This is a genomic window from Rouxiella silvae, from assembly GCF_002093625.1.
In the GTDB taxonomy this organism is placed as follows: Bacteria; Pseudomonadota; Gammaproteobacteria; order Enterobacterales; family Enterobacteriaceae; genus Rouxiella; species Rouxiella silvae.
Map to the genome: position 1 here is coordinate 21,719 of NZ_MRWD01000039.1, position 17,473 is coordinate 39,191.

Sequence of the window (17,473 nt, forward strand, 5' to 3'; positions counted from 1 at the left end):
CGTTTTAAGCTGAAATCTTTTAGATATCTTACCAAAAGAATCCTGCTTAACGCGCTTTTTTTTCTCCTTAATGGCCTGACCATTAGACCTTTATGAGGAGAAAAACGAGAGAAAATCCCCCGCAAAAAACGCTAAAAACAGGAGTTATGATGGACCTGACAGGCAAAAAAGTGTTGATAACTGCCGCCGGACAGGGGATTGGCCTTAATACCGCCACCCTTTTTGCACAACAAGGCGCAGATGTCATTGCGACGGACATCAACATAGATTCGCTTAAAGACATTCCAGGCATTCGCGCCTATCGGCTCAATGTGACCGACGCGCTGGCGATTAAAGATGCCGCCGACGAAATAGGCACGCTGGACGTGCTGTTTAACTGCGCTGGGGTGGTTCACAGCGGCGATATTTTAAGCTGTAGCGAGCAGGAGTGGCAGTTTGCGCTCGACCTCAACGTTACGGCGATGTTTCACACTATCCGCGCTTTTATTCCCGCCATGCTTGCCCGCAACAGCGGCTCAATCATCAACATGTCTTCGGTCGCCTCCAGCATAAAAGGCGTGCCTAACCGCTTTGCCTATAGCGCCTCAAAAGCAGCGGTGATTGGTCTCACCCGTTCAGTTGCAGCCGACTATGTTACCCGCGGTATTCGCTGTAACGCCATTTGCCCGGGAACGGTCGAGTCACCTTCTCTGCACCAGCGCATTGCCGCGCAGGCTAAAGCCGAAGGCCGCAGCGAAACCGAGGTTTATCAGGCCTTTGTGGCACGCCAGCCGATTGGCCGCATCGGTAAAACCAGTGAAATCGCGCAACTGGCGCTTTATCTGGCCTCCGACGCCAGCTCCTACACCACCGGCACCGTGCAGATCATTGACGGCGGCTGGAGCAATTAATTTTAGCTAATTGAATGGCTTAAACTTATAAGGATCGCGATATGAAGTTGTTACGTTACGGCCCACCCGGCAAAGAACGTCCGGCATTGCTGGATGACCAGGGAAAAATGCGCGACCTCTCGATGCACGTTGAGGATATCAGCGGTGAGTTTCTGCTGCCCGCCACGCTAAACAAACTTCGCCAGCTCGACGTTCACCGCCTCCCGCTGGTTGAAGGAAATCCGCGTATCGGTGCCTGCGTCGGTAAGGTCGGAAAATTTATCTGCATCGGTCTGAACTATGCCGACCATGCCGCTGAAACCGGCGCTGAAATCCCCAAAGAACCGGTGATTTTTAATAAGTGGACCAGCGCAATTGTAGGCCCAAACGACGACGTCGAAATTCCGCGTGATTCGCTAAAAACCGACTGGGAGGTCGAGCTGGGCGTGGTCATTGGCACTGGCGGACGCTACATCAGCGAAGAAGATGCCCTGTCACACGTAGCCGGTTACTGCGTGATCAACGACGTATCCGAGCGCGAATTTCAAATCGAACGCGGCGGCACCTGGGACAAAGGTAAAGGACACGACACCTTTGGCCCTACCGGCCCGTGGCTGGTGACTGCCGACGAGATTGCTAATCCGCATCACCTGAGCATGTGGCTGGAAGTTGACGGCAAGCGCTATCAGAACGGCAATACCGACACTATGGTGTTTAAAGTTCCTCAAATTATCAGCTATTTAAGCCGTTTCATGAGCCTTCAGGCCGGGGATATTATTTCTACCGGCACGCCTCCTGGCGTGGGAATGGGGCAAAAGCCGCCGGTGTATCTGCACGCCGGACAGGAAATACGTCTGGGGATTGAAGGCCTCGGCGAACAGCGCCAAAAAACGGTACAGGCCTGACTTGCATGAACGATAGCAATATTTTCCCCTTAGTAATGGAGTCGTAGCCCATGACAACGATCACCGCACTGCGCGTTGAAGACATTCGCTTTCCCACCTCACTGGCGCTCGATGGTTCGGATGCCATGAATCCAGACCCTGATTATTCAGCGGCCTATGTCATTTTAGAGACAGATAATCCGGCACTCAGCGGGCACGGTCTGACCTTCACGATTGGCCGCGGCAACGAGATTTGCTGTGCCGCTATTTCCGCTCTCGAACACTTGGTGGTCGGGCGTGATTTAGCCATTATCACCGCCGATATGGGCCAGTTCTGGCGTGATTTTACCGGCGACAGCCAACTGCGCTGGATTGGTCCAGATAAAGGCGCCATGCATCTGGCAACGGGCGCGGTCGTCAACGCGGTATGGGATCTGTGGAGTAAATCGGTGGGCAAACCCCTATGGCAGCTGGTAGCCGAGATGTCGCCCGAGGAGTTGGTGCGCTGCGTCGATTTCCGCTACATCACCGACTGTATTACCCCAGAGGAGGCGCTGACCTTGTTGCAGCAGCGCAGTGATAACAAGGCGCAGCGCCTTGAGAAACTGCTGGCGCAGGGGTATCCGTGCTACACCACCTCTGCCGGTTGGCTGGGTTATTCCGACGAAAAACTGCGCCGCCTGTGTCAGGAAGCCGTCGACGCCGGATTTGACTATCTCAAACTCAAGGTGGGTCGTGATTTACAGGACGATATTCGCCGAGTGCGCATTGCCCGCGAGGTAATTGGCCCTGAGCGTAAACTGATGATCGATGCGAATCAGGTGTGGGAAACCAACGACGCTATTCCGTGGGTCAACGCGCTGGCCTTTGCCAAACCGTGGTTTATCGAAGAGCCCACCAGCCCTGACGATATTGAAGGCCATCGCCGCATTCGTCAGGCAGTGGCGCCCATTAAAGTCGCCACCGGCGAAATGTGCCAAAACCGAATTATGTTCAAGCAGTTCATCGTGCGCGAGGCCATTGACGTGGTGCAAATTGACGCCTGCCGTATGGGCGGAGTTAACGAGGTGCTGGCGGTGATGCTGATGGCGGCGAAATACAATCTGCCAGTTTGTCCACACGCCGGTGGCGTAGGACTGTGCGAATACGTGCAGCATCTGTCGATGATCGATTATCTGTGCATTGCCGGAACCCACGAAGGACGAGTCATTGAGTACGTTGACCACCTGCACGAACATTTTGTGCACCCTTGCAACATCAAAGGCGCGGCCTATATGCCTCCGCAGGCACCCGGTTTCTCGATTGAGATGCACCCATCTTCAATCGAACAGTATCGCCACCGTGCCTGAACGCCAAGGATAAGGAGAGGGTTTGATGAGCGTTTCTGCTGTCCCTAAAATCGATGCCCACCAGCATTTCTGGCGCTACAGCCCGGAAAACTATCGCTGGATAAATGACCAGATGACGGTGCTTAAGCAGGATTTATTGCCCAAAAATCTCATACCTCAGCTAGCCGCTCATGGCATACAAGGGTCGGTGTTGGTTCAGGCCTGTTCACGTTTTGACGAAACGCGCTGGCTGCTCAATCTGGCAGAGGAAAACGATTTTGTAAAAGCGGTGGTGGGCTGGGTCGATATCGCCGGTTCGGCGCTGGGTAGCCAACTGGCGCTGTTGCAACAGCAACCGCTGCTGCGCGGCGTGCGTCATCAGGTTCAGGACGAGGCCTCGCCGGCCGACTGGCTGGCGAATTCGGCGGTGGGTCGCGGCGTCGAGCAGGTGCAAAGGCAAGGCTATGTCTATGAAATGTTAGTTAATCAGCAACATCTGGACGCGCTGGCCACCTTTGCGGGTCGCCACGACAGGCATTATCTGGTGCTCGACCACTTTGGCAAACCCGACCTGAGTCAGGGTGTTGCGCACTGGGTGAAACAGGTTAAACCTCTGGCGGCGATGCCACACGTCAGTTGTAAACTTTCAGGACTGTTGACCGAGCCAAGGCCCCGAGGCTTTGCGCCCAACGATCTGCTGCCGTGGTTTGATGCGGCGCTCTCACTTTTCGGCAGCCAGCGTCTGATGTTCGGATCCGACTGGCCGGTGTGTTTGCTGGCCGGTGACTATGGGAACGGCAAGTCTCTTTGTCAGCAGGCAACAGAGGCGCTCAGCCCCACGGAACGAGACGCCATCTTCGGCGGCAACGCCTGCAAAATTTATGCATTACATTCAGATTTAACGGGAGTCAGTCATGAATCTGCATCTTGATAAAAAAGTGGTGCTTGTCACCGGAGGTGGCTCCGGGATCGGCGCGGCCATTTCCCTGACGCTGGCAGAAGAAGGCGCTGTGCCGATTATCATCAGCAACAGTGAGCCACCAGCGGCGCTGCTCGATAAACTGCGTCAGTTTCAGCCACAGGCAGAATTTATTATTACCGAGCTGCGTGATGAAGCAAGCTGCGCCGCCGCGGTGAAAAAGGTGCTGGCGTGCCACGGCAGAATCGATGGGCTAGTCAACAATGCCGGTGCCAACGACGGCGTGAGCCTTGAGGCAGGGCGCGAGGCGTTTGTGCGCTCGCTGGAGCAAAACCTGATCCACTACTATTTGATGGCCCATCTGTGCCTCGGCGCTCTGCGCGCCTCTCAGGGTTCCATCGTTAATATCAGTTCAAAAACAGCACTGACCGGACAGGGCAACACCAGCGGCTACGCCTCGGCCAAGGGCGGTATTCTGGCGCTAACTCGCGAATGGGCGGCCTCATTGCTCAAAGACAACATTCGCGTAAACGCCGTTATTCCAGCTGAAGTCATGACACCGCTGTATGAAAGCTGGATAAAAAGCTTCGACCAGCCGGAGAAAAAGCTGCAGCAAATAACCTCGCACATTCCGCTGGGCCAGCGCATGACCACGCCGCAGGAGATTGCCAATACCGTGGTGTTTTTGCTCTCCTCGCGCGCTTCACACACTACCGGCCAATGGCTTTCTGTCGACGGCGGCTACACCCACCTCGATCGGGCGCTAACGTGAGTGCCTCTCGCGGTGAAACGCGCCGCTATTGTCAGGCACTGGACCTGGTTGATGACCCGCAGCTCATCGCCGAATACCAGCAATATCATCAGCATATTTGGCCGGAGGTTGCCCAGCACCTGCGCCAGCAAGGCATTCTAAACATGGAGATTTACCGGCTGGGCACCCGACTTTTCATGATCATGGAAACCAGCGCCGCCTTCGACAGCGCAATATTTTCACGCCGTAGCCAGGAAAACCCCAAGGTTTGCGAGTGGGAAGCGCTGATGTGGAAATATCAGCGCGCCACGCCGTGGACACCGAAAGGAGAAAAATGGGTGGCGATGGAGAGTCTGTTCTCCTTGCAGGAGCAAACGAGGTCATAACAGCAGCGTTAAAAACGTCTTTACCGAAACCTACATGAACATTGGTATTCAAGCTATCTGACATAAAAAACCAGTCGTAACAGGCTGAATCATTGAATTAATGCCCGCGCTTAATGAGATGCAGGCACCAGATACTGAGGAACGCACCATGCTCGCCAACAAAACCGAAACTCGGCCCTACAGCGGTGAAAAGCCAAAAACCAATTTCCGCGTGGCCTTTACTCTCGTCACCACGCTGTTTTTTCTGTGGGGATTGTCCTATGGGTTGCTGGACGTATTAAATAAACACTTTCAGGAAGTGCTACACGTTAATAAAGCACAGTCTGGCCTGCTGCAGGCCGCTTATTTCGGTGCCTATTTTATTATCGCCCTGCCCGCAGGATTCTTTATGGACCGCTATGGCTACAAGGCGGGTATTTTAGTCGGACTTTGCCTCTACGCACTGGGCGCTCTGCTGTTTGTACCGGCGGCGGCGGCCAGCAGCTTCGCGATGTTCCTGTTCGCATTATTCGTGATTGCCTTAGGGCTTGGTTGCCTCGAAACTGCGGCCAACCCTTATGCCACGGTGCTGGGCGACCCTTCGGGCGCAGAGAGAAGGCTTAACCTTTCGCAATCTTTCAACGGATTAGGGCAGTTTATCGGCCCAATTATTGGCGGCTCGCTGTTTTTTTCCGCACAACAGGGTGCGGCACAAGACGGGTTAGCCTCCGTTAAAATCACCTATGTGGCCATTGCGGCGCTGGTACTGCTGATAGCCCTGCTCTTTGGTCGTACTCGCCTGCCGGATATTCGCGAGCAGGAGTCGGCGCAGAGTCAGGTGCTTGAAAAAGGGCTGTGGCAGCACAAACATTTCACCGGCGGAGTGATCGCACAATTTTTCTACGTAGCGGCACAGGTTGGCGTCGGGGCATTCTTTATAAATTACACCACTGAGCACTGGCACACGTTATCGAACCAGAACGCCTCTTATCTGCTCTCGATTGGCTTGATAAGTTTCATGGTCGGCCGCTTCTTTAGCACCTGGTTAATGAGTTATGTTAAACCGGCCAAGCTGCTAATTATCTATTCGGCGATAAATATCGTGCTGTGCGGCATTGTCGTCGCCGGCATCGATAATGTTTCGGTTATTGCCTTGGTGGCCGTGTTCTTCTTTATGTCGATCATGTTCCCGACTATTTTTGCGATGGGCGTGAAAAACATGGGTTCGCAGACCAAACGTGCCAGCTCGCTAATGATCATGGCCATTGTGGGCGGGGCCATCATGCCTTACCTGATGGGTGCCATTGCCGACCATTACTCAACCGCCCTCTCGTATTCCTTACCGCTCATCTGTTTTGCCGTAGTACTGGTTTACGGGCTACGTCAGCGAGCGCAATAGCGGTCAATTTGATAAATAAACCGGCTCAAGATCCCGTGGGCCGGTAAATCTGTGTAGACACTCCCCTTTTCCTACCCTATAAGCAGACTTATCTGAGTGCTAATTTTGCGCCTTTCTCGCATAAAGAGTGCAGCAATCGCACCATGAAGAAATAACCCCAAGGGAAGAATAAAAATGAATAAACGTATTCTCGTTATTGCCAGTACGCTGTGTCTTACGCTTGGCCTGTCTGCCTGTACGACCAACCCTTACACCGGTGAGTCTGAAGCAGGGAAATCGGGGATCGGAGCCGGCATTGGTGCTGCTCTGGGCGCAGGCGTGGGCATGCTTTCTTCGTCAAAACATGACCGCGGCAAAGGCGCATTAATTGGCGCGGCAGCGGGTGCAGCTCTCGGCGGCGGCGCAGGCTATTATATGGACGTGCAGGAAGCGAAGCTGCGCGACAAAATGAAGGGCACCGGCGTTAGCGTAACCCGCCAGGGTGACAATATTGTGCTGAACATGCCAAATAATGTGACCTTCGACAGCAGCAGCAGCACGCTGAAACCGGCCGGTGCCAATACCTTGACCGGCGTGGCGATGGTGCTGAAAGAGTATCCGAAAACTGCCGTTAATATCGTCGGTTACACTGACAGTACCGGTGGCCAGGCGCTGAATATGAGGCTGTCCCAACAGCGTGCTGACGGCGTAGGCAGTGCGTTGATTACCCAAGGCGTGGCGGGCAGTCGCGTACACACTTCGGGCGCAGGCCCGGCCAATCCTATTGCCTCCAACGCAACGGCGGAAGGCAAGGCGCAGAACCGTCGTGTAGAAATAACGCTCAGCCCAATGCAGTAATATTTTCTCTAAAAAACCGGCAAGACATTGCCGGTTTCATTTCCCTGTAAAATCCACACTGCTTTGCCTCGCCGCTCTGTGCTAGTCTCGAATATCCAGAAATAACCTTTTTCTCTATTATCGCAACAGGTTAACTGGCGACCATCACAGGAGAGTAAACGTGAGCAGGGTTAAGACATCGCAGACACCCGCCCCTCGAGCAACCATCAGGGACGTGGCCAGCGCCGCCAAAACCGGAAAAACCAGCGTTTCGCGTTATTTAAACGGGGAACAGCACCTGCTTTCCGACGCATTGAAAGAACGTATTGAGCGGGCGATAGCCCTGTTGGACTATCAGCCGAGCCAGATGGCCCGCAGTCTAAAAAGTGGGGAAACGCGCCTTATTGGGCTGATCATCGCCGATATCACTAATCCCTACTCGGTAGAAGTGATGCGCGGCGTTGAAGCGGCTTGCCGTCAACAAGGGTTAACGCTGCTGGTCTGCAACACCAATAATGAGATCAATCAGGAAAAACACTACTTGCAGTTGCTGAGCAGTTATCGCGTAGACGGCATCGTGGTGAACGCCGTAGGCATGCGCGAGGATGCTATTTCATCCTTGCAACAGTCTCAGCTGCCGATGGTGCTGATTGACCGTAAAGTGGCCAATTTTTCCTGTGATGTCATTGGCTTGAACAATGCCGAAGCGACCACCGAGGTCACGCAGCATTTGCTGAAACAGGGATTTGAGGCGATTTTATTTTTAAGCGAACCCGTGACCATTAATACCCGCCTCGACAGGCTGCATACTTTCCTAAAACAGATGCAGAAAGAGCCGCAAAAGTTTGCCGAACAGGGTGAAGTCGAGTTGAGTAACAGTCAGGGGCTTGAAAAACTGCTGCAAGACTTCTCGGCACGCCATCCTGATAAGCGCCGCGCGGTTATCTCAGTCAATGGCGCACTGACGCTGGTGATTGCCCGCGTCATGCGCAAAATCGGCATGGTGTGGGGAAAAGACATTGGCCTGCTGGGCTTCGACGACCTTGAATGGGCCGAGCTGGCGGGGGTCGGTATTACTACGCTGAAGCAACCTACCTATGAAATGGGCTTCGCGGCCCTTAATCAGTTAGTCAAACGTATTCAGGGCAGTGATGAACCCATTCGTGAACACGCGTTTTCCGGTGAGTTGATCGTTCGAGGCTCCACTCATCCCCTTTAATCCCTCCTCAATGCATTACGCCGAAACCGTGACTTTGATCTCGTTCTTCAAGGACGAGATTATGTTTTCCTGTTAGCGAACTTTCTATTGGTACCGGTTCCAGTTAATGTGATGTTAACAGCTTCTTCGCCTTCGGCGAAAATTGGCCTACCTTTAACTATCGGGTTTACCGCGCTATCAGGTTTTCTTTCAAGTCTAAAAAACAACCACGCTTTAAGGATTATTGGCATGCAGACACCAGAGAATTTGGCAAAAATAGTTATTGTTACAGCAGCTTATGGTTATCAGACAGTCAAAGACCTCGGCGGCCAGGCTGAGCTACTTAAACATATTGCCGAGTCCGGCGCCGACGGCGTAGAGATCCGCCGCGAGCTGTTCGTCGAAGGTGAAATCAATCATCTGGATGCTCTGGCAGAAAAAATACGCCAGCACGGGCTGATTGCCTTTTACTCCGTTCCTGAATCTCTGTTTCTGCCGGGTGGCGAAGTCAACCCATCATTGGCGGACTTTTTAAGCGAAGCAGAAAGCTTGGGTGCGCATAAACTGAAAATTGCCCTCGGTAACTTCAAGCCGGGGCTAGATCTCACCGCGCTTAAAGTACTGGTTAAACAACACCGCGTTGAAGTGGTGGTCGAAAACGATCAAACGCCAGACGGCGGAATTCTTCATCCGATGAACGCCTTTTTCTTCGCCGCCGAATCGTTGCATCTTCCGGTTGCGATGACCTTCGATATGGCCAACTGGCTGTGGGTGGGTCAGGATGCGCTGGAAGCTGCTAAAACGTTGAGCGAACACGTCAGCTATGTCCACGTTAAAGCCGCGCAGGAACGTAATGGCAAGCTTCACGCCGTCGCGCTTGATGACAGCGACGGGAGTTGGAAACCGGTTCTGGCCGCATTACCTCGCTCAGCGCCGCGCGGTATCGAGTTCCCACTGGAAGGCGATGACCTGACTGCCGTGACGCGTTACTACGTTGATTTGTTGCGTAAGGAAGCCGCGGAAGCCCAGTAATAAACAGGAGGCAAGATGAGTGTTATCACAATAAAGTGCCGTCATAAAACGCGAAATAGCAAAACATGCTCGGGAAAAGAGGTGATAAATGAGTAAGGTAAAATTAGCCGCCAAGCGTTGGTGGTTTATTATGCCCATTATTTTTATTTCCTACAGCTTGGCGTACGTTGACCGTTCTAACTTCAGCTTTGCCTCCGCCGCCGGAATTAATGACGATCTGGGCATCACCAAGGGTATGTCCTCCCTGCTCGGTGCCCTGTTCTTTCTCGGTTATTTCTTCTTCCAAATCCCCGGAACAATTTATGCCGAGCGCCGCAGCGTTAAAAAGCTGGTGTTCTGGTGTTTACTGCTTTGGGGCGGCTTCGCCTCCTTAACCGGCATGGTAAACAGCATCCCCCTGCTGGCGGTTATCCGCTTCATGTTGGGCATTGTTGAGGCCGCGGTGATGCCTGCTCTGCTGGTTTACATCAGCAACTGGTTTACCCAATCTGAGCGCTCACGGGCCAATACCTTTCTAATCTTGGGTAATCCGGTCACGGTACTGTGGATGTCCGTGCTCTCCGGCTACCTCATTCACGCCTTCGGCTGGCGCGAGATGTTTATCTTTGAAGGTATTCCGGCGGTGATCTGGGCCGTTTTCTGGTGGTTTTTGGTGAAAGATAAGCCGGAACAGGTCAATTGGTTAAGCAAGGAGGAGAAACAAGCCTTAGCCGACGCGCTGGCGAAAGAGCAAGAAAATATCAAGGCCGTTGCCAACTACGGGCAGGCGTTTCGCTCGCGTAATGTCATCCTGCTGTGTCTACAGTATTTTACCTGGAGTATCGGCGTTTATGGCTTCGTTTTATGGTTGCCCTCGATTCTGCGTGCCGGAAAATCAATGGGCATGGTCGAAGCGGGTTGGCTCTCTTCCGCACCCTATCTTGCCGCCACAATAGCCATGATTGTGGTCTCGTGGGCGTCCGACAAAATGCAAAATCGCAAGCTGTTCATCTGGCCATTGCTGCTTATCAGTGCCATCGCATTTTTCGGATCCTGGGCCATCGGTCAGCATAATTTCTGGCTTTCGTATGGCTTGCTGGTCGTCGCTGGTGCAGCAATGTACGCACCTTATGGGCCATTTTTCGCCATTATTCCCGAAATGTTGCCCAAAAATGTGTCCGGTGGCGCGATGGCGTTGATCAACAGCCTTGGCGCTCTGGGCTCATTTTTTGGCTCCTGGTTTGTGGGTTATCTGAACGGCAGCACCGGGAGTCCGGCGGCATCGTTCATTTTTATGGCCGTCTCTCTACTGGCGTCCGTTGGTCTGACCCTGATGGTAAAACCGGAAAAAACAGCAACGCCGCTTGAGGCTCATTGAAATAGTCTCTATTTTAATCAATGCGCCAGTGTGAAAGAAAATTAGCCTTAATAAACAGTAAAAACAGCCTGACTAATTGAGTCTCTTACTAATCTTTAGCTTGATGGAGTATGTAATGAAGCCGTCTATTGTTCTCTACAAAAAAATTGCCGCCGACCTGCATCAGCGTCTTGAGCAACACTTCTCAGTCGTTGAATTCAATGGTATTAACGCCGAAAACCGTGTTCAGGTTTATGAAGCTTTGAAACAGGCTGATGGCCTGATTGGCTCCGGCGGGCCTATCAATAAAGAGCTAATCGATAATGCGCCCCGCCTGCGTGGCGTTTCAACTGCCTCCGCCGGATTCGACAGCTTTGACGTGGCGGAACTCACCCGTCGCGGCATTCCATTGTTTAATGCCCCGGCTGCACTCACCGATACCGTTGCCGACCTGGTTTTTTCATTGGTACTGGCAACCGCACGCCGCGTCGTTGAACTCACCAACCGCACAAAAGCGGGTGAGTGGAACGGCAATGCACCCACCGATTGGTTCGGCATCGACGTGCATCATAAAACCTTGGGAATTATCGGCATGGGCCGCATTGGTCTGGCCGTGGCACAGCGTGCGAATCTCGGCTTCGACATGCCGATTCTTTACAACGCACGCAGCCAGCACAGCGAGGCCGAAGAGCGTTTTGGTGCACGCAAGTGCGACTTGGATACGTTGCTAGAAGAGTCTGATTTTGTTGTGGTTATTCTTCCACTCAGCGACCAGACTTTCCACATCATCGGAAAAGAACAGTTCGCCAAAATGAAGTCTACCGGCATTTTGATCAGCGCAGGTCGCGGTCCGGTCATCGACGAGCAGGCACTGATTGAAGCACTGCAAAACGGCACCATCTACGGCGCAGGTCTGGACGTTTATGAAAAAGAACCGATGCCAAAAGATTCTGGCCTGCTGAAGCTGGATAACGTCGTCACTCTGCCGCACATCGGTTCGGCAACGGCACAAACCCGCTATGACATGGATGCGTTGGCGGTAGAAAATATCATCACTGCACTGTCAAACGAGACCAACGAGTTCTGTGTCAATGGTAAAGACCTGAAGAAATCCTGATTTCTTTCTGATTGCCTCCGCAGATATTGTTTTGCAGAGGCCGAGAGAAGGCGTGGCTCGGAACCGCTTGTCGGTTTTGTGCCACGCCCTTATTACTCCCTTACACCCCGCCCAATGCAAATTCTCTCTTAGTGTCTTCATCCGATTGCACTGCTTCGGCGCAGGCGTTAAGGTGGTCGTCACTTTTTGATAACACTAAAATCCTGCTATGACGTTTTCTGTTTTTGGCGAAAAATTTACCCGTTTCTCAGGCATAACCCGCCTGATGGGCGATATGAACGACGGACTGCGCACGCCTGGAGCGGTCATGCTCGGCGGCGGTAACCCGGCTCAAATCCCTGAAATGCAGGAATACTTTCAGGAATTGCTCGGCGATATGCTGGCCGAAGGCAAACTCACCGAAGCGCTGTGCAACTACGATGGTCCGCAGGGTAAAGACGTTTTGCGTCACGCGCTGGCCAAAATGCTCAGCGAAGAGCAGGGTTGGGAGCTTACTGCGGATAACATCGCGTTAACCAACGGCAGTCAGAGCGCCTTTTTCTACCTGTTTAACCTGTTTGCCGGTAGACGCAGCGACGGCTCGTTAAGCAAAGTGCTGTTCCCGCTGGCGCCCGAGTATCTGGGCTATGCCGATGCGGGCGTAGACGAAGAGCTGTTTGTCTCCGCCAAGCCAAATATTGAGCTGTTGCCAGAAGGTCAGTTTAAATATCACGTCGATTTTGACCATTTGCATATAGGTAAAGATATCGGCCTGATTTGCGTGTCGCGCCCAACGAATCCAACCGGCAACGTATTAACCGACGACGAACTTATTCGTCTTGACGCGTTGGCGCAGCAGCACAATATCCCCCTGCTTATCGATAACGCCTACGGTGTGCCGTTCCCAGGGATCGTGTTTACCGAAGCTACACCGCTGTGGAACCCGAATATTATTCTGTGCATGAGCCTGTCGAAACTGGGCCTGCCGGGTTCGCGCTGCGGTATCGTGGTTGCCGACGAGAAAACCATTAAAGCCATCAGCAATATGAACGGGATAATCAGTCTGTCACCCGGCAGCGTAGGCCCGGCGATGGCCAATGAGATGATTGCCCGCGGCGATTTGCTGCGCCTCTCCGAAGAGGTCATCAAGCCGTTTTATTTGCAGCGCGTGCAGGAGACGCTCGCCACGCTGCGCCGTTACTTGCCGGAAGAGCGCTGCCTGATCCACAAGCCAGAAGGCGCGATTTTCCTTTGGCTATGGTTCAAAGATTTGCCAATCACTACCGAAGTGCTGTATCAGCGTCTTAAAAAGCGCGGCGTGCTGATGGTACCCGGCGACTATTTCTTCCCTGGGCTGGAGCATCCGTGGGCGCACACCCAGCAGTGTATGCGCATGAATTATGTGCCGGAAGCCAGCCAAATTGAGCGCGGCGTGGCTATTCTCGCCGAAGAAGTTGAACGCGCGCATCGGGAACACCGCGACGCCTGAATCTGCACGCAAACAAACAAAAACCGGAAGCGCCGAGAGGGGCTTCCGGTTTTTTTTATGGCTCATTATACCGGCTTGATTTTGCTTAGCAGCGCATTACACCAGGTTACTTTCCAACGCCGCTTTTGCATCGACACCGTTACCGATGGCAATACGCTGCGGCTGAAGTGCCTGAGGCACGTTACGCACCAGACTTAAGTGCAGCAGCCCATTAACGAACTCGGCCGTCGAAACCTGCATGTGCTCTGCCAACGTGAAACTCAGCGTAAAGGCTTTACACACCAGCCCCTGATGTAAATATTCTACTTTCTTTTCGTCGACGGCGGGCGTTCCGCTTATCGTTAACCTCGGCCCTTCAACCTCAATATTCAAATCACTTTGTTTGAATCCGGCGAGCGCGAGAGAGATGCGATAATGATTATCGTCTGATTTCTCAATATTATACGGTGGGAAACTGGGCTCTCCGCCTTGCAATGAACTGGCCAACTTATCAAATCCAATCCATTGACGCAGAAGTGGGGAAAGATCGTGATTACGCATATATTAACTCCTTCTATGAAGCGAGATGTTTACATTCTCTGTGCTACCTTGGCGACAATGCCGCGGCTTAGCCCCCTTACGGCGAGCTCAACAGAGTTTTGGGTTTAATTGAAAGCTTTTTAATAAATCAAATAATATCAATGCGCCGAGGTTTTGATGATTCAGGCACAATGCGTTGTAAATCAATATAAAGTAAACCGTTAGCCAGATTGGCCGATTTTATTTGAATGTGCTCAGCCAGTTGGAATTTACGTTCAAAATTGCGCTCGGCAATACCCTGATATAAATAGGTACGCTCGGCCGGTGAGTTGACACGTGCACCCTTAACTAGCAGCAAATTATCCTGTGCCGTTATCTCTAATTCAGACTCGGCGAAACCCGCAACCGCAATAGCAATGCGATAGTGATTTTCATCAACAAGTTCAACATTATACGGAGGATATCCGCCGCCCTGATTTTGCCCAGATTCAATCAAGTTGAATAATCTGTCAAAACCAATCGCCGAGCGATACAGTGGGGAGAGATCGAAATTGCGCATTAAAACTGCCTCCTAAAAATAGTGTAGCGAGGGTGTAGACTGACCGTCCTTTAGGACCGGCCGATAACGCACAAATACCCTGACGGCGTATTCTTTTCCTGCGTCGTATGATAAAAATGGCGATGAAAAGTCACTTTTCAAGTTGCCAGAAGAAAAAAATTAAAATGAATGCTGACAATATTGCGAGTTATAGCAAATTTTTCCCTGATTTCATTAAGATATTTACCCCAGGTTAACGATAGTTTATTAAATAGGGACTACAATTTTAAACGCACTTTCTGAACCTGTTCTTGTAGGTTTTTTACGAAACATCCTCAGTCCGACAGTTAGAGATGAGTTTAAAGATGAAGAGATTTTTATTATTGCCTGTCGCGACAGGATGCGTTTTTATGGCAAGCGGTTGTTCAAGCGTGATGAGCCATACGGGGGAGTATCAAGGGTATTATCCGGGTGCAAAAGCCGACGTGAGAATGATTAAAAGTGATGAAACCAGCTGGGCCATGACGCCGCTGCTGATCCTCGACTTGCCGTTCAGTGCGGCACTCGACACCCTGATGCTGCCATACGACTATTATAATCGCGACAAAAAGGGCACGCTCGACAAAATTAAAGCAAGCGAAGAGCATAACCTGGCGCTCAGCCACGGCGTTGATATCAATCACGTTCCGCCGATGACTGCCGCAAACTAACGTTTTTTGCTGCCTTAAAATCTTAAATAGATGTGATAAATATCTGATTAAATCCTGATATTTCACGCATGTAAGCCACGCGGTTGCCATCGGGTGAAAACACCACAGCATCGGCAATAGGCGGCACGTCGGTACGCGCGGTTAAACGCCGCATTTCGCCGCTGGACGCGTCCAGCAGCATCACCGAGTTGTCGCATACCAGCGCCAGTTTTCCTCCCTGGGGATGCCAGCTAAATGCCGACTGGATATCCGACGAAGCCTGGCTTATTTGCTGTGGCTCGCCGCCTTCGGGAGAGATAAGCCACAGCTGCACCACACCCTCGGTATCCCTCATCAAGAAGGCAATCTGGCTTCCGTCCGCGGAGGCTCGCAACCAGTGGCGTGGCTGCAGCGCAATGCCCGGATAAGGCCTGTCGCCGGTGAAAGTTAATCGCCGTTGCACAACATTGGCAGGCGGCGCTGGCAAACGGGTCGAAGTACCCTGCAATGGCGCTTCCCCGGCCTGAGTATAGGCGGCATCGTCCTGCGGCAAATCCACCACAAACACTTCTGGCAGCTTTTTACCCTGCGCCGACAACGTATCGCCGATAAATGCCAACGCCCAACGTTGACGGTGACCATCAGTTCTTAGGTAACCCTGCTGACCAATCCAACCCTCTTCATAAGCACGATTTATCTGGTCACTGCCTGGCTGCGGTGTTGGTGTCGTTTGACTGACCAAAACACAATAATGGCTGCCGTCATACTCCCTTGGGTGGCTTTTCGCCACGGCAACGGGACGGTTAGCCAGCGCGATGCCAACATTGCGAAGATCTTCCGCAACGTTCAATTGGTGCATAACGTGATCGTTATAGGTAAAACTGAGGCGGGTGCCATCGGGGCTAAAAACGTGAACGTGAGATCCTCCGCGTAGCGCACCCGGGGTGTAAGGCTCGGTAATATCACACGCATCGAGAGTGGCGGGCATTGGTGAGTTTGCCGCATCAATAATGACACCGCGGCGATGATGGAAATCGTATTTCCAGTTTTCATCTGGGTTTTCCGGCCCGTGAATGAAAACATAACGTGGCGGAACTTCGGCACTAACGGTTACCACGCCAACGTGCGCCCCCTCGGTTGCGCGATAAAGCGTTTCGATCTCACCGCTGCTAACATTGATGCGCTCAATGGTTAATCCACTGAACTCACTGCCTTTGGGACGAACGTCGTAGGCTATCCACTGGCTGTCTGCCGTCCAGACGTTGATATTGGTCAGTTGATGACCACGCGCATCGAAAGTTAACTGCTTTTCACCCGCCACGTTTTTTTCCTTAGTCGTTCAGAACAAATTTTTCGACCGCATAAGCCACGCCGTCTTCAGTGTTGCTTTTGGTCACAAACTGACTGACCGCTTTAACGCTGTCCAGCGCATTATCCATCGCAACACCCAGTCCGGCATATTCCAACATCGCGATGTCATTTTCCTGATCACCCAAGGTCATAATATTTTCGCGTGGAATGCCCAGCTTTTCGGCGAGTTTTTGCACGCCCGTGCCTTTATTCACTGTTTTATCGAGAATTTCCAGGAAGTAAGGCGAGCTTTTCATGATGGTATAGCGCTCTTTGGCTTCATGAGGTATCTGGCTGATGGCAACGTCCAGGAGTTCAGGATTATCGATCATCATCACTTTCGGGAATCGTAGAGCAGGATCCATCTGTTCCACGCTGCGATAGCGCAGAGGAATACCGGTGGTAAAAGATTCATGTACGGAATAGGGGCTGATGTCTTTATTCGCGGTGTAAAGCTCACTGTGCGACAGCGCGTGGAAGCCAACGCCCAATTTACGCGCCAAACCTTCAAAATAAAGGTAATCTGCGAAATTAAGCGTTGTTTCGGCGAAAATACTGCCATCTTTCGCATTGTGAATTAGCGCGCCGTTGTTGGAAATGCAGTAAAATCCCTCTTTTTGCAGATCCAGCTCTTCGAGATAACGCTTGATGCCGATTAAAGGACGGCCGGTCGCCAAAACGACATGCACCCCTTTTTTAATCGCCGCGGTCAGTGCCTGTTTCACGGCAGGCGTGATTTCATGCTGCGGATTGAGCAACGTGCCATCCATATCTATTGCGATTAATTCAATTGCCATAGCGTCCTCAGAGTTAATGTCGTTTTTTTCCATGCTAACGCGTTTCTGCTGCGTAAAGCGAGGCAGAAAAAGGGAAAAAGGCGAATCGCTGCCTGCCT

18 protein-coding genes are annotated in these 17,473 nt (G+C 52.2%); 14 read left to right on the forward strand and 4 right to left on the reverse strand.

Features of this window, described 5'->3' with window-relative positions; translation table 11 throughout:
* The first annotated feature begins 149 nt into the window (after positions 1 to 149).
* From BS639_RS15915 to BS639_RS15975, 13 genes are all read left to right on the forward strand, one after another.
* Positions 150 to 890: an SDR family oxidoreductase gene (locus BS639_RS15915; protein ID WP_084983597.1), complete on the forward strand. Its 741-nt coding sequence runs from the start codon at positions 150 to 152 to the stop codon at positions 888 to 890.
* A 41-nt stretch (positions 891 to 931) separates the two neighbouring features.
* On the forward strand, positions 932 to 1,774 hold the full coding sequence (locus BS639_RS15920; RefSeq protein ID WP_084983598.1) for a fumarylacetoacetate hydrolase family protein: 843 nt from the start codon (positions 932 to 934) through the stop codon (positions 1,772 to 1,774).
* A gap of 50 nt (positions 1,775 to 1,824) precedes the next feature.
* Positions 1,825 to 3,102 (forward strand): L-fuconate dehydratase, encoded by a 1,278-nt coding sequence (locus BS639_RS15925; RefSeq protein WP_084983599.1) that lies wholly within the window; start codon positions 1,825 to 1,827, stop codon positions 3,100 to 3,102.
* 25 nt (positions 3,103 to 3,127) lie between these two features.
* Positions 3,128 to 4,012 carry an amidohydrolase family protein gene (locus BS639_RS15930; RefSeq protein ID WP_084983600.1) on the forward strand — a complete coding sequence of 295 codons (885 nt, stop codon included), beginning with the start codon at positions 3,128 to 3,130 and terminating at the stop codon, positions 4,010 to 4,012.
* Positions 3,996 to 4,772 (forward strand): L-fucose dehydrogenase, encoded by a 777-nt coding sequence (locus tag BS639_RS15935; RefSeq protein ID WP_084983601.1) that lies wholly within the window; start codon positions 3,996 to 3,998, stop codon positions 4,770 to 4,772. The genes BS639_RS15930 and BS639_RS15935 overlap by 17 nt, the downstream gene beginning before the upstream one ends.
* Positions 4,769 to 5,137 carry an L-rhamnose mutarotase gene (locus tag BS639_RS15940; RefSeq protein ID WP_233427686.1) on the forward strand — a complete coding sequence of 123 codons (369 nt, stop codon included), beginning with the start codon at positions 4,769 to 4,771 and terminating at the stop codon, positions 5,135 to 5,137. Before BS639_RS15935 ends, BS639_RS15940 begins: the two co-directional genes overlap by 4 nt.
* 148 nt (positions 5,138 to 5,285) lie before the next feature.
* Positions 5,286 to 6,515, forward strand: a complete 1,230-nt coding sequence (gene fucP / locus BS639_RS15945) for an L-fucose:H+ symporter permease (protein ID WP_084983611.1) — start codon at positions 5,286 to 5,288, stop codon at positions 6,513 to 6,515.
* A gap of 174 nt (positions 6,516 to 6,689) precedes the next feature.
* Positions 6,690 to 7,352 carry an OmpA family lipoprotein gene (locus BS639_RS15950; protein ID WP_055775502.1) on the forward strand — a complete coding sequence of 221 codons (663 nt, stop codon included), beginning with the start codon at positions 6,690 to 6,692 and terminating at the stop codon, positions 7,350 to 7,352.
* 160 nt (positions 7,353 to 7,512) lie between these two features.
* Positions 7,513 to 8,550 (forward strand): LacI family DNA-binding transcriptional regulator, encoded by a 1,038-nt coding sequence (locus tag BS639_RS15955; RefSeq protein ID WP_084983602.1) that lies wholly within the window; start codon positions 7,513 to 7,515, stop codon positions 8,548 to 8,550.
* Positions 8,551 to 8,778: 228 nt separating this feature from the next.
* Entirely contained in the window at positions 8,779 to 9,561 is a 783-nt protein-coding gene (locus BS639_RS15960) for a sugar phosphate isomerase/epimerase family protein (protein WP_084983603.1), read from the forward strand.
* Positions 9,562 to 9,649: 88 nt separating this feature from the next.
* Positions 9,650 to 10,918, forward strand: a complete 1,269-nt coding sequence (locus BS639_RS15965; protein WP_055775493.1) for an MFS transporter — start codon at positions 9,650 to 9,652, stop codon at positions 10,916 to 10,918.
* A 115-nt stretch (positions 10,919 to 11,033) separates the two neighbouring features.
* Positions 11,034 to 12,014: a glyoxylate/hydroxypyruvate reductase GhrB gene (gene ghrB / locus BS639_RS15970; protein WP_055775489.1), complete on the forward strand. Its 981-nt coding sequence runs from the start codon at positions 11,034 to 11,036 to the stop codon at positions 12,012 to 12,014.
* A gap of 208 nt (positions 12,015 to 12,222) precedes the next feature.
* Positions 12,223 to 13,482, forward strand: a complete 1,260-nt coding sequence (locus BS639_RS15975; protein WP_055775486.1) for a valine--pyruvate transaminase — start codon at positions 12,223 to 12,225, stop codon at positions 13,480 to 13,482.
* Between the two features lie 96 nt (positions 13,483 to 13,578).
* Here the strand turns inward: BS639_RS15975 and ibpB are convergent, their stop codons facing one another.
* Both ibpB and ibpA read right to left on the reverse strand, forming a co-directional pair.
* Complete coding sequence (gene ibpB, locus BS639_RS15980) at positions 13,579 to 14,022, reverse strand: small heat shock chaperone IbpB (protein ID WP_084983604.1); 444 nt, start codon at positions 14,020 to 14,022, stop codon at positions 13,579 to 13,581.
* Positions 14,023 to 14,149: 127 nt separating this feature from the next.
* The gene (gene ibpA / locus BS639_RS15985; protein WP_084983605.1) at positions 14,150 to 14,560 is read right to left on the reverse strand and encodes a small heat shock chaperone IbpA; all 411 of its coding nucleotides are present in this window, start codon (positions 14,558 to 14,560) and stop codon (positions 14,150 to 14,152) included.
* Positions 14,561 to 14,904: 344 nt separating this feature from the next.
* Here ibpA and BS639_RS15990 point away from each other — a divergent pair, with 344 nt between their 5' ends.
* Positions 14,905 to 15,249, forward strand: a complete 345-nt coding sequence (locus tag BS639_RS15990; RefSeq protein WP_084983606.1) for a YceK/YidQ family lipoprotein — start codon at positions 14,905 to 14,907, stop codon at positions 15,247 to 15,249.
* Between the two features lie 22 nt (positions 15,250 to 15,271).
* Here BS639_RS15990 and BS639_RS15995 read toward each other — a convergent pair whose 3' ends face one another.
* Both BS639_RS15995 and yidA read right to left on the reverse strand, forming a co-directional pair.
* Positions 15,272 to 16,549, reverse strand: coding sequence for a DUF3748 domain-containing protein (locus tag BS639_RS15995; RefSeq protein ID WP_084983607.1), 1,278 nt, complete (start codon positions 16,547 to 16,549; stop codon positions 15,272 to 15,274).
* A gap of 10 nt (positions 16,550 to 16,559) precedes the next feature.
* Positions 16,560 to 17,375, reverse strand: coding sequence for a sugar-phosphatase (yidA, locus tag BS639_RS16000; protein ID WP_084983612.1), 816 nt, complete (start codon positions 17,373 to 17,375; stop codon positions 16,560 to 16,562).
* Positions 17,376 to 17,473 lie beyond the last annotated feature (98 nt).

Bases quoted from the DNA above. Each gene is read 5' to 3' on its own strand.
- yidA (WP_084983612.1), bottom strand. From the start codon at position 17,375: ATGGCAATTGAATTAATCGCAATAGATATGGATGGCACGTTGCTCAAT.
- BS639_RS15920 (WP_084983598.1), top strand. From the start codon at position 932: ATGAAGTTGTTACGTTACGGCCCACCCGGCAAAGAACGTCCGGCATTG.
- BS639_RS15975 (WP_055775486.1), top strand. From the start codon at position 12,223: ATGACGTTTTCTGTTTTTGGCGAAAAATTTACCCGTTTCTCAGGCATA.
- BS639_RS15915 (WP_084983597.1), top strand. From the start codon at position 150: ATGGACCTGACAGGCAAAAAAGTGTTGATAACTGCCGCCGGACAGGGG.
- ghrB (WP_055775489.1), top strand. From the start codon at position 11,034: ATGAAGCCGTCTATTGTTCTCTACAAAAAAATTGCCGCCGACCTGCAT.
- fucP (WP_084983611.1), top strand. From the start codon at position 5,286: ATGCTCGCCAACAAAACCGAAACTCGGCCCTACAGCGGTGAAAAGCCA.
- BS639_RS15935 (WP_084983601.1), top strand. From the start codon at position 3,996: ATGAATCTGCATCTTGATAAAAAAGTGGTGCTTGTCACCGGAGGTGGC.
- ibpB (WP_084983604.1), bottom strand. From the start codon at position 14,022: ATGCGTAATCACGATCTTTCCCCACTTCTGCGTCAATGGATTGGATTT.
- BS639_RS15925 (WP_084983599.1), top strand. From the start codon at position 1,825: ATGACAACGATCACCGCACTGCGCGTTGAAGACATTCGCTTTCCCACC.
- BS639_RS15950 (WP_055775502.1), top strand. From the start codon at position 6,690: ATGAATAAACGTATTCTCGTTATTGCCAGTACGCTGTGTCTTACGCTT.
- ibpA (WP_084983605.1), bottom strand. From the start codon at position 14,560: ATGCGCAATTTCGATCTCTCCCCACTGTATCGCTCGGCGATTGGTTTT.
- BS639_RS15990 (WP_084983606.1), top strand. From the start codon at position 14,905: ATGAAGAGATTTTTATTATTGCCTGTCGCGACAGGATGCGTTTTTATG.
- BS639_RS15960 (WP_084983603.1), top strand. From the start codon at position 8,779: ATGCAGACACCAGAGAATTTGGCAAAAATAGTTATTGTTACAGCAGCT.
- BS639_RS15965 (WP_055775493.1), top strand. From the start codon at position 9,650: ATGAGTAAGGTAAAATTAGCCGCCAAGCGTTGGTGGTTTATTATGCCC.
- BS639_RS15930 (WP_084983600.1), top strand. From the start codon at position 3,128: ATGAGCGTTTCTGCTGTCCCTAAAATCGATGCCCACCAGCATTTCTGG.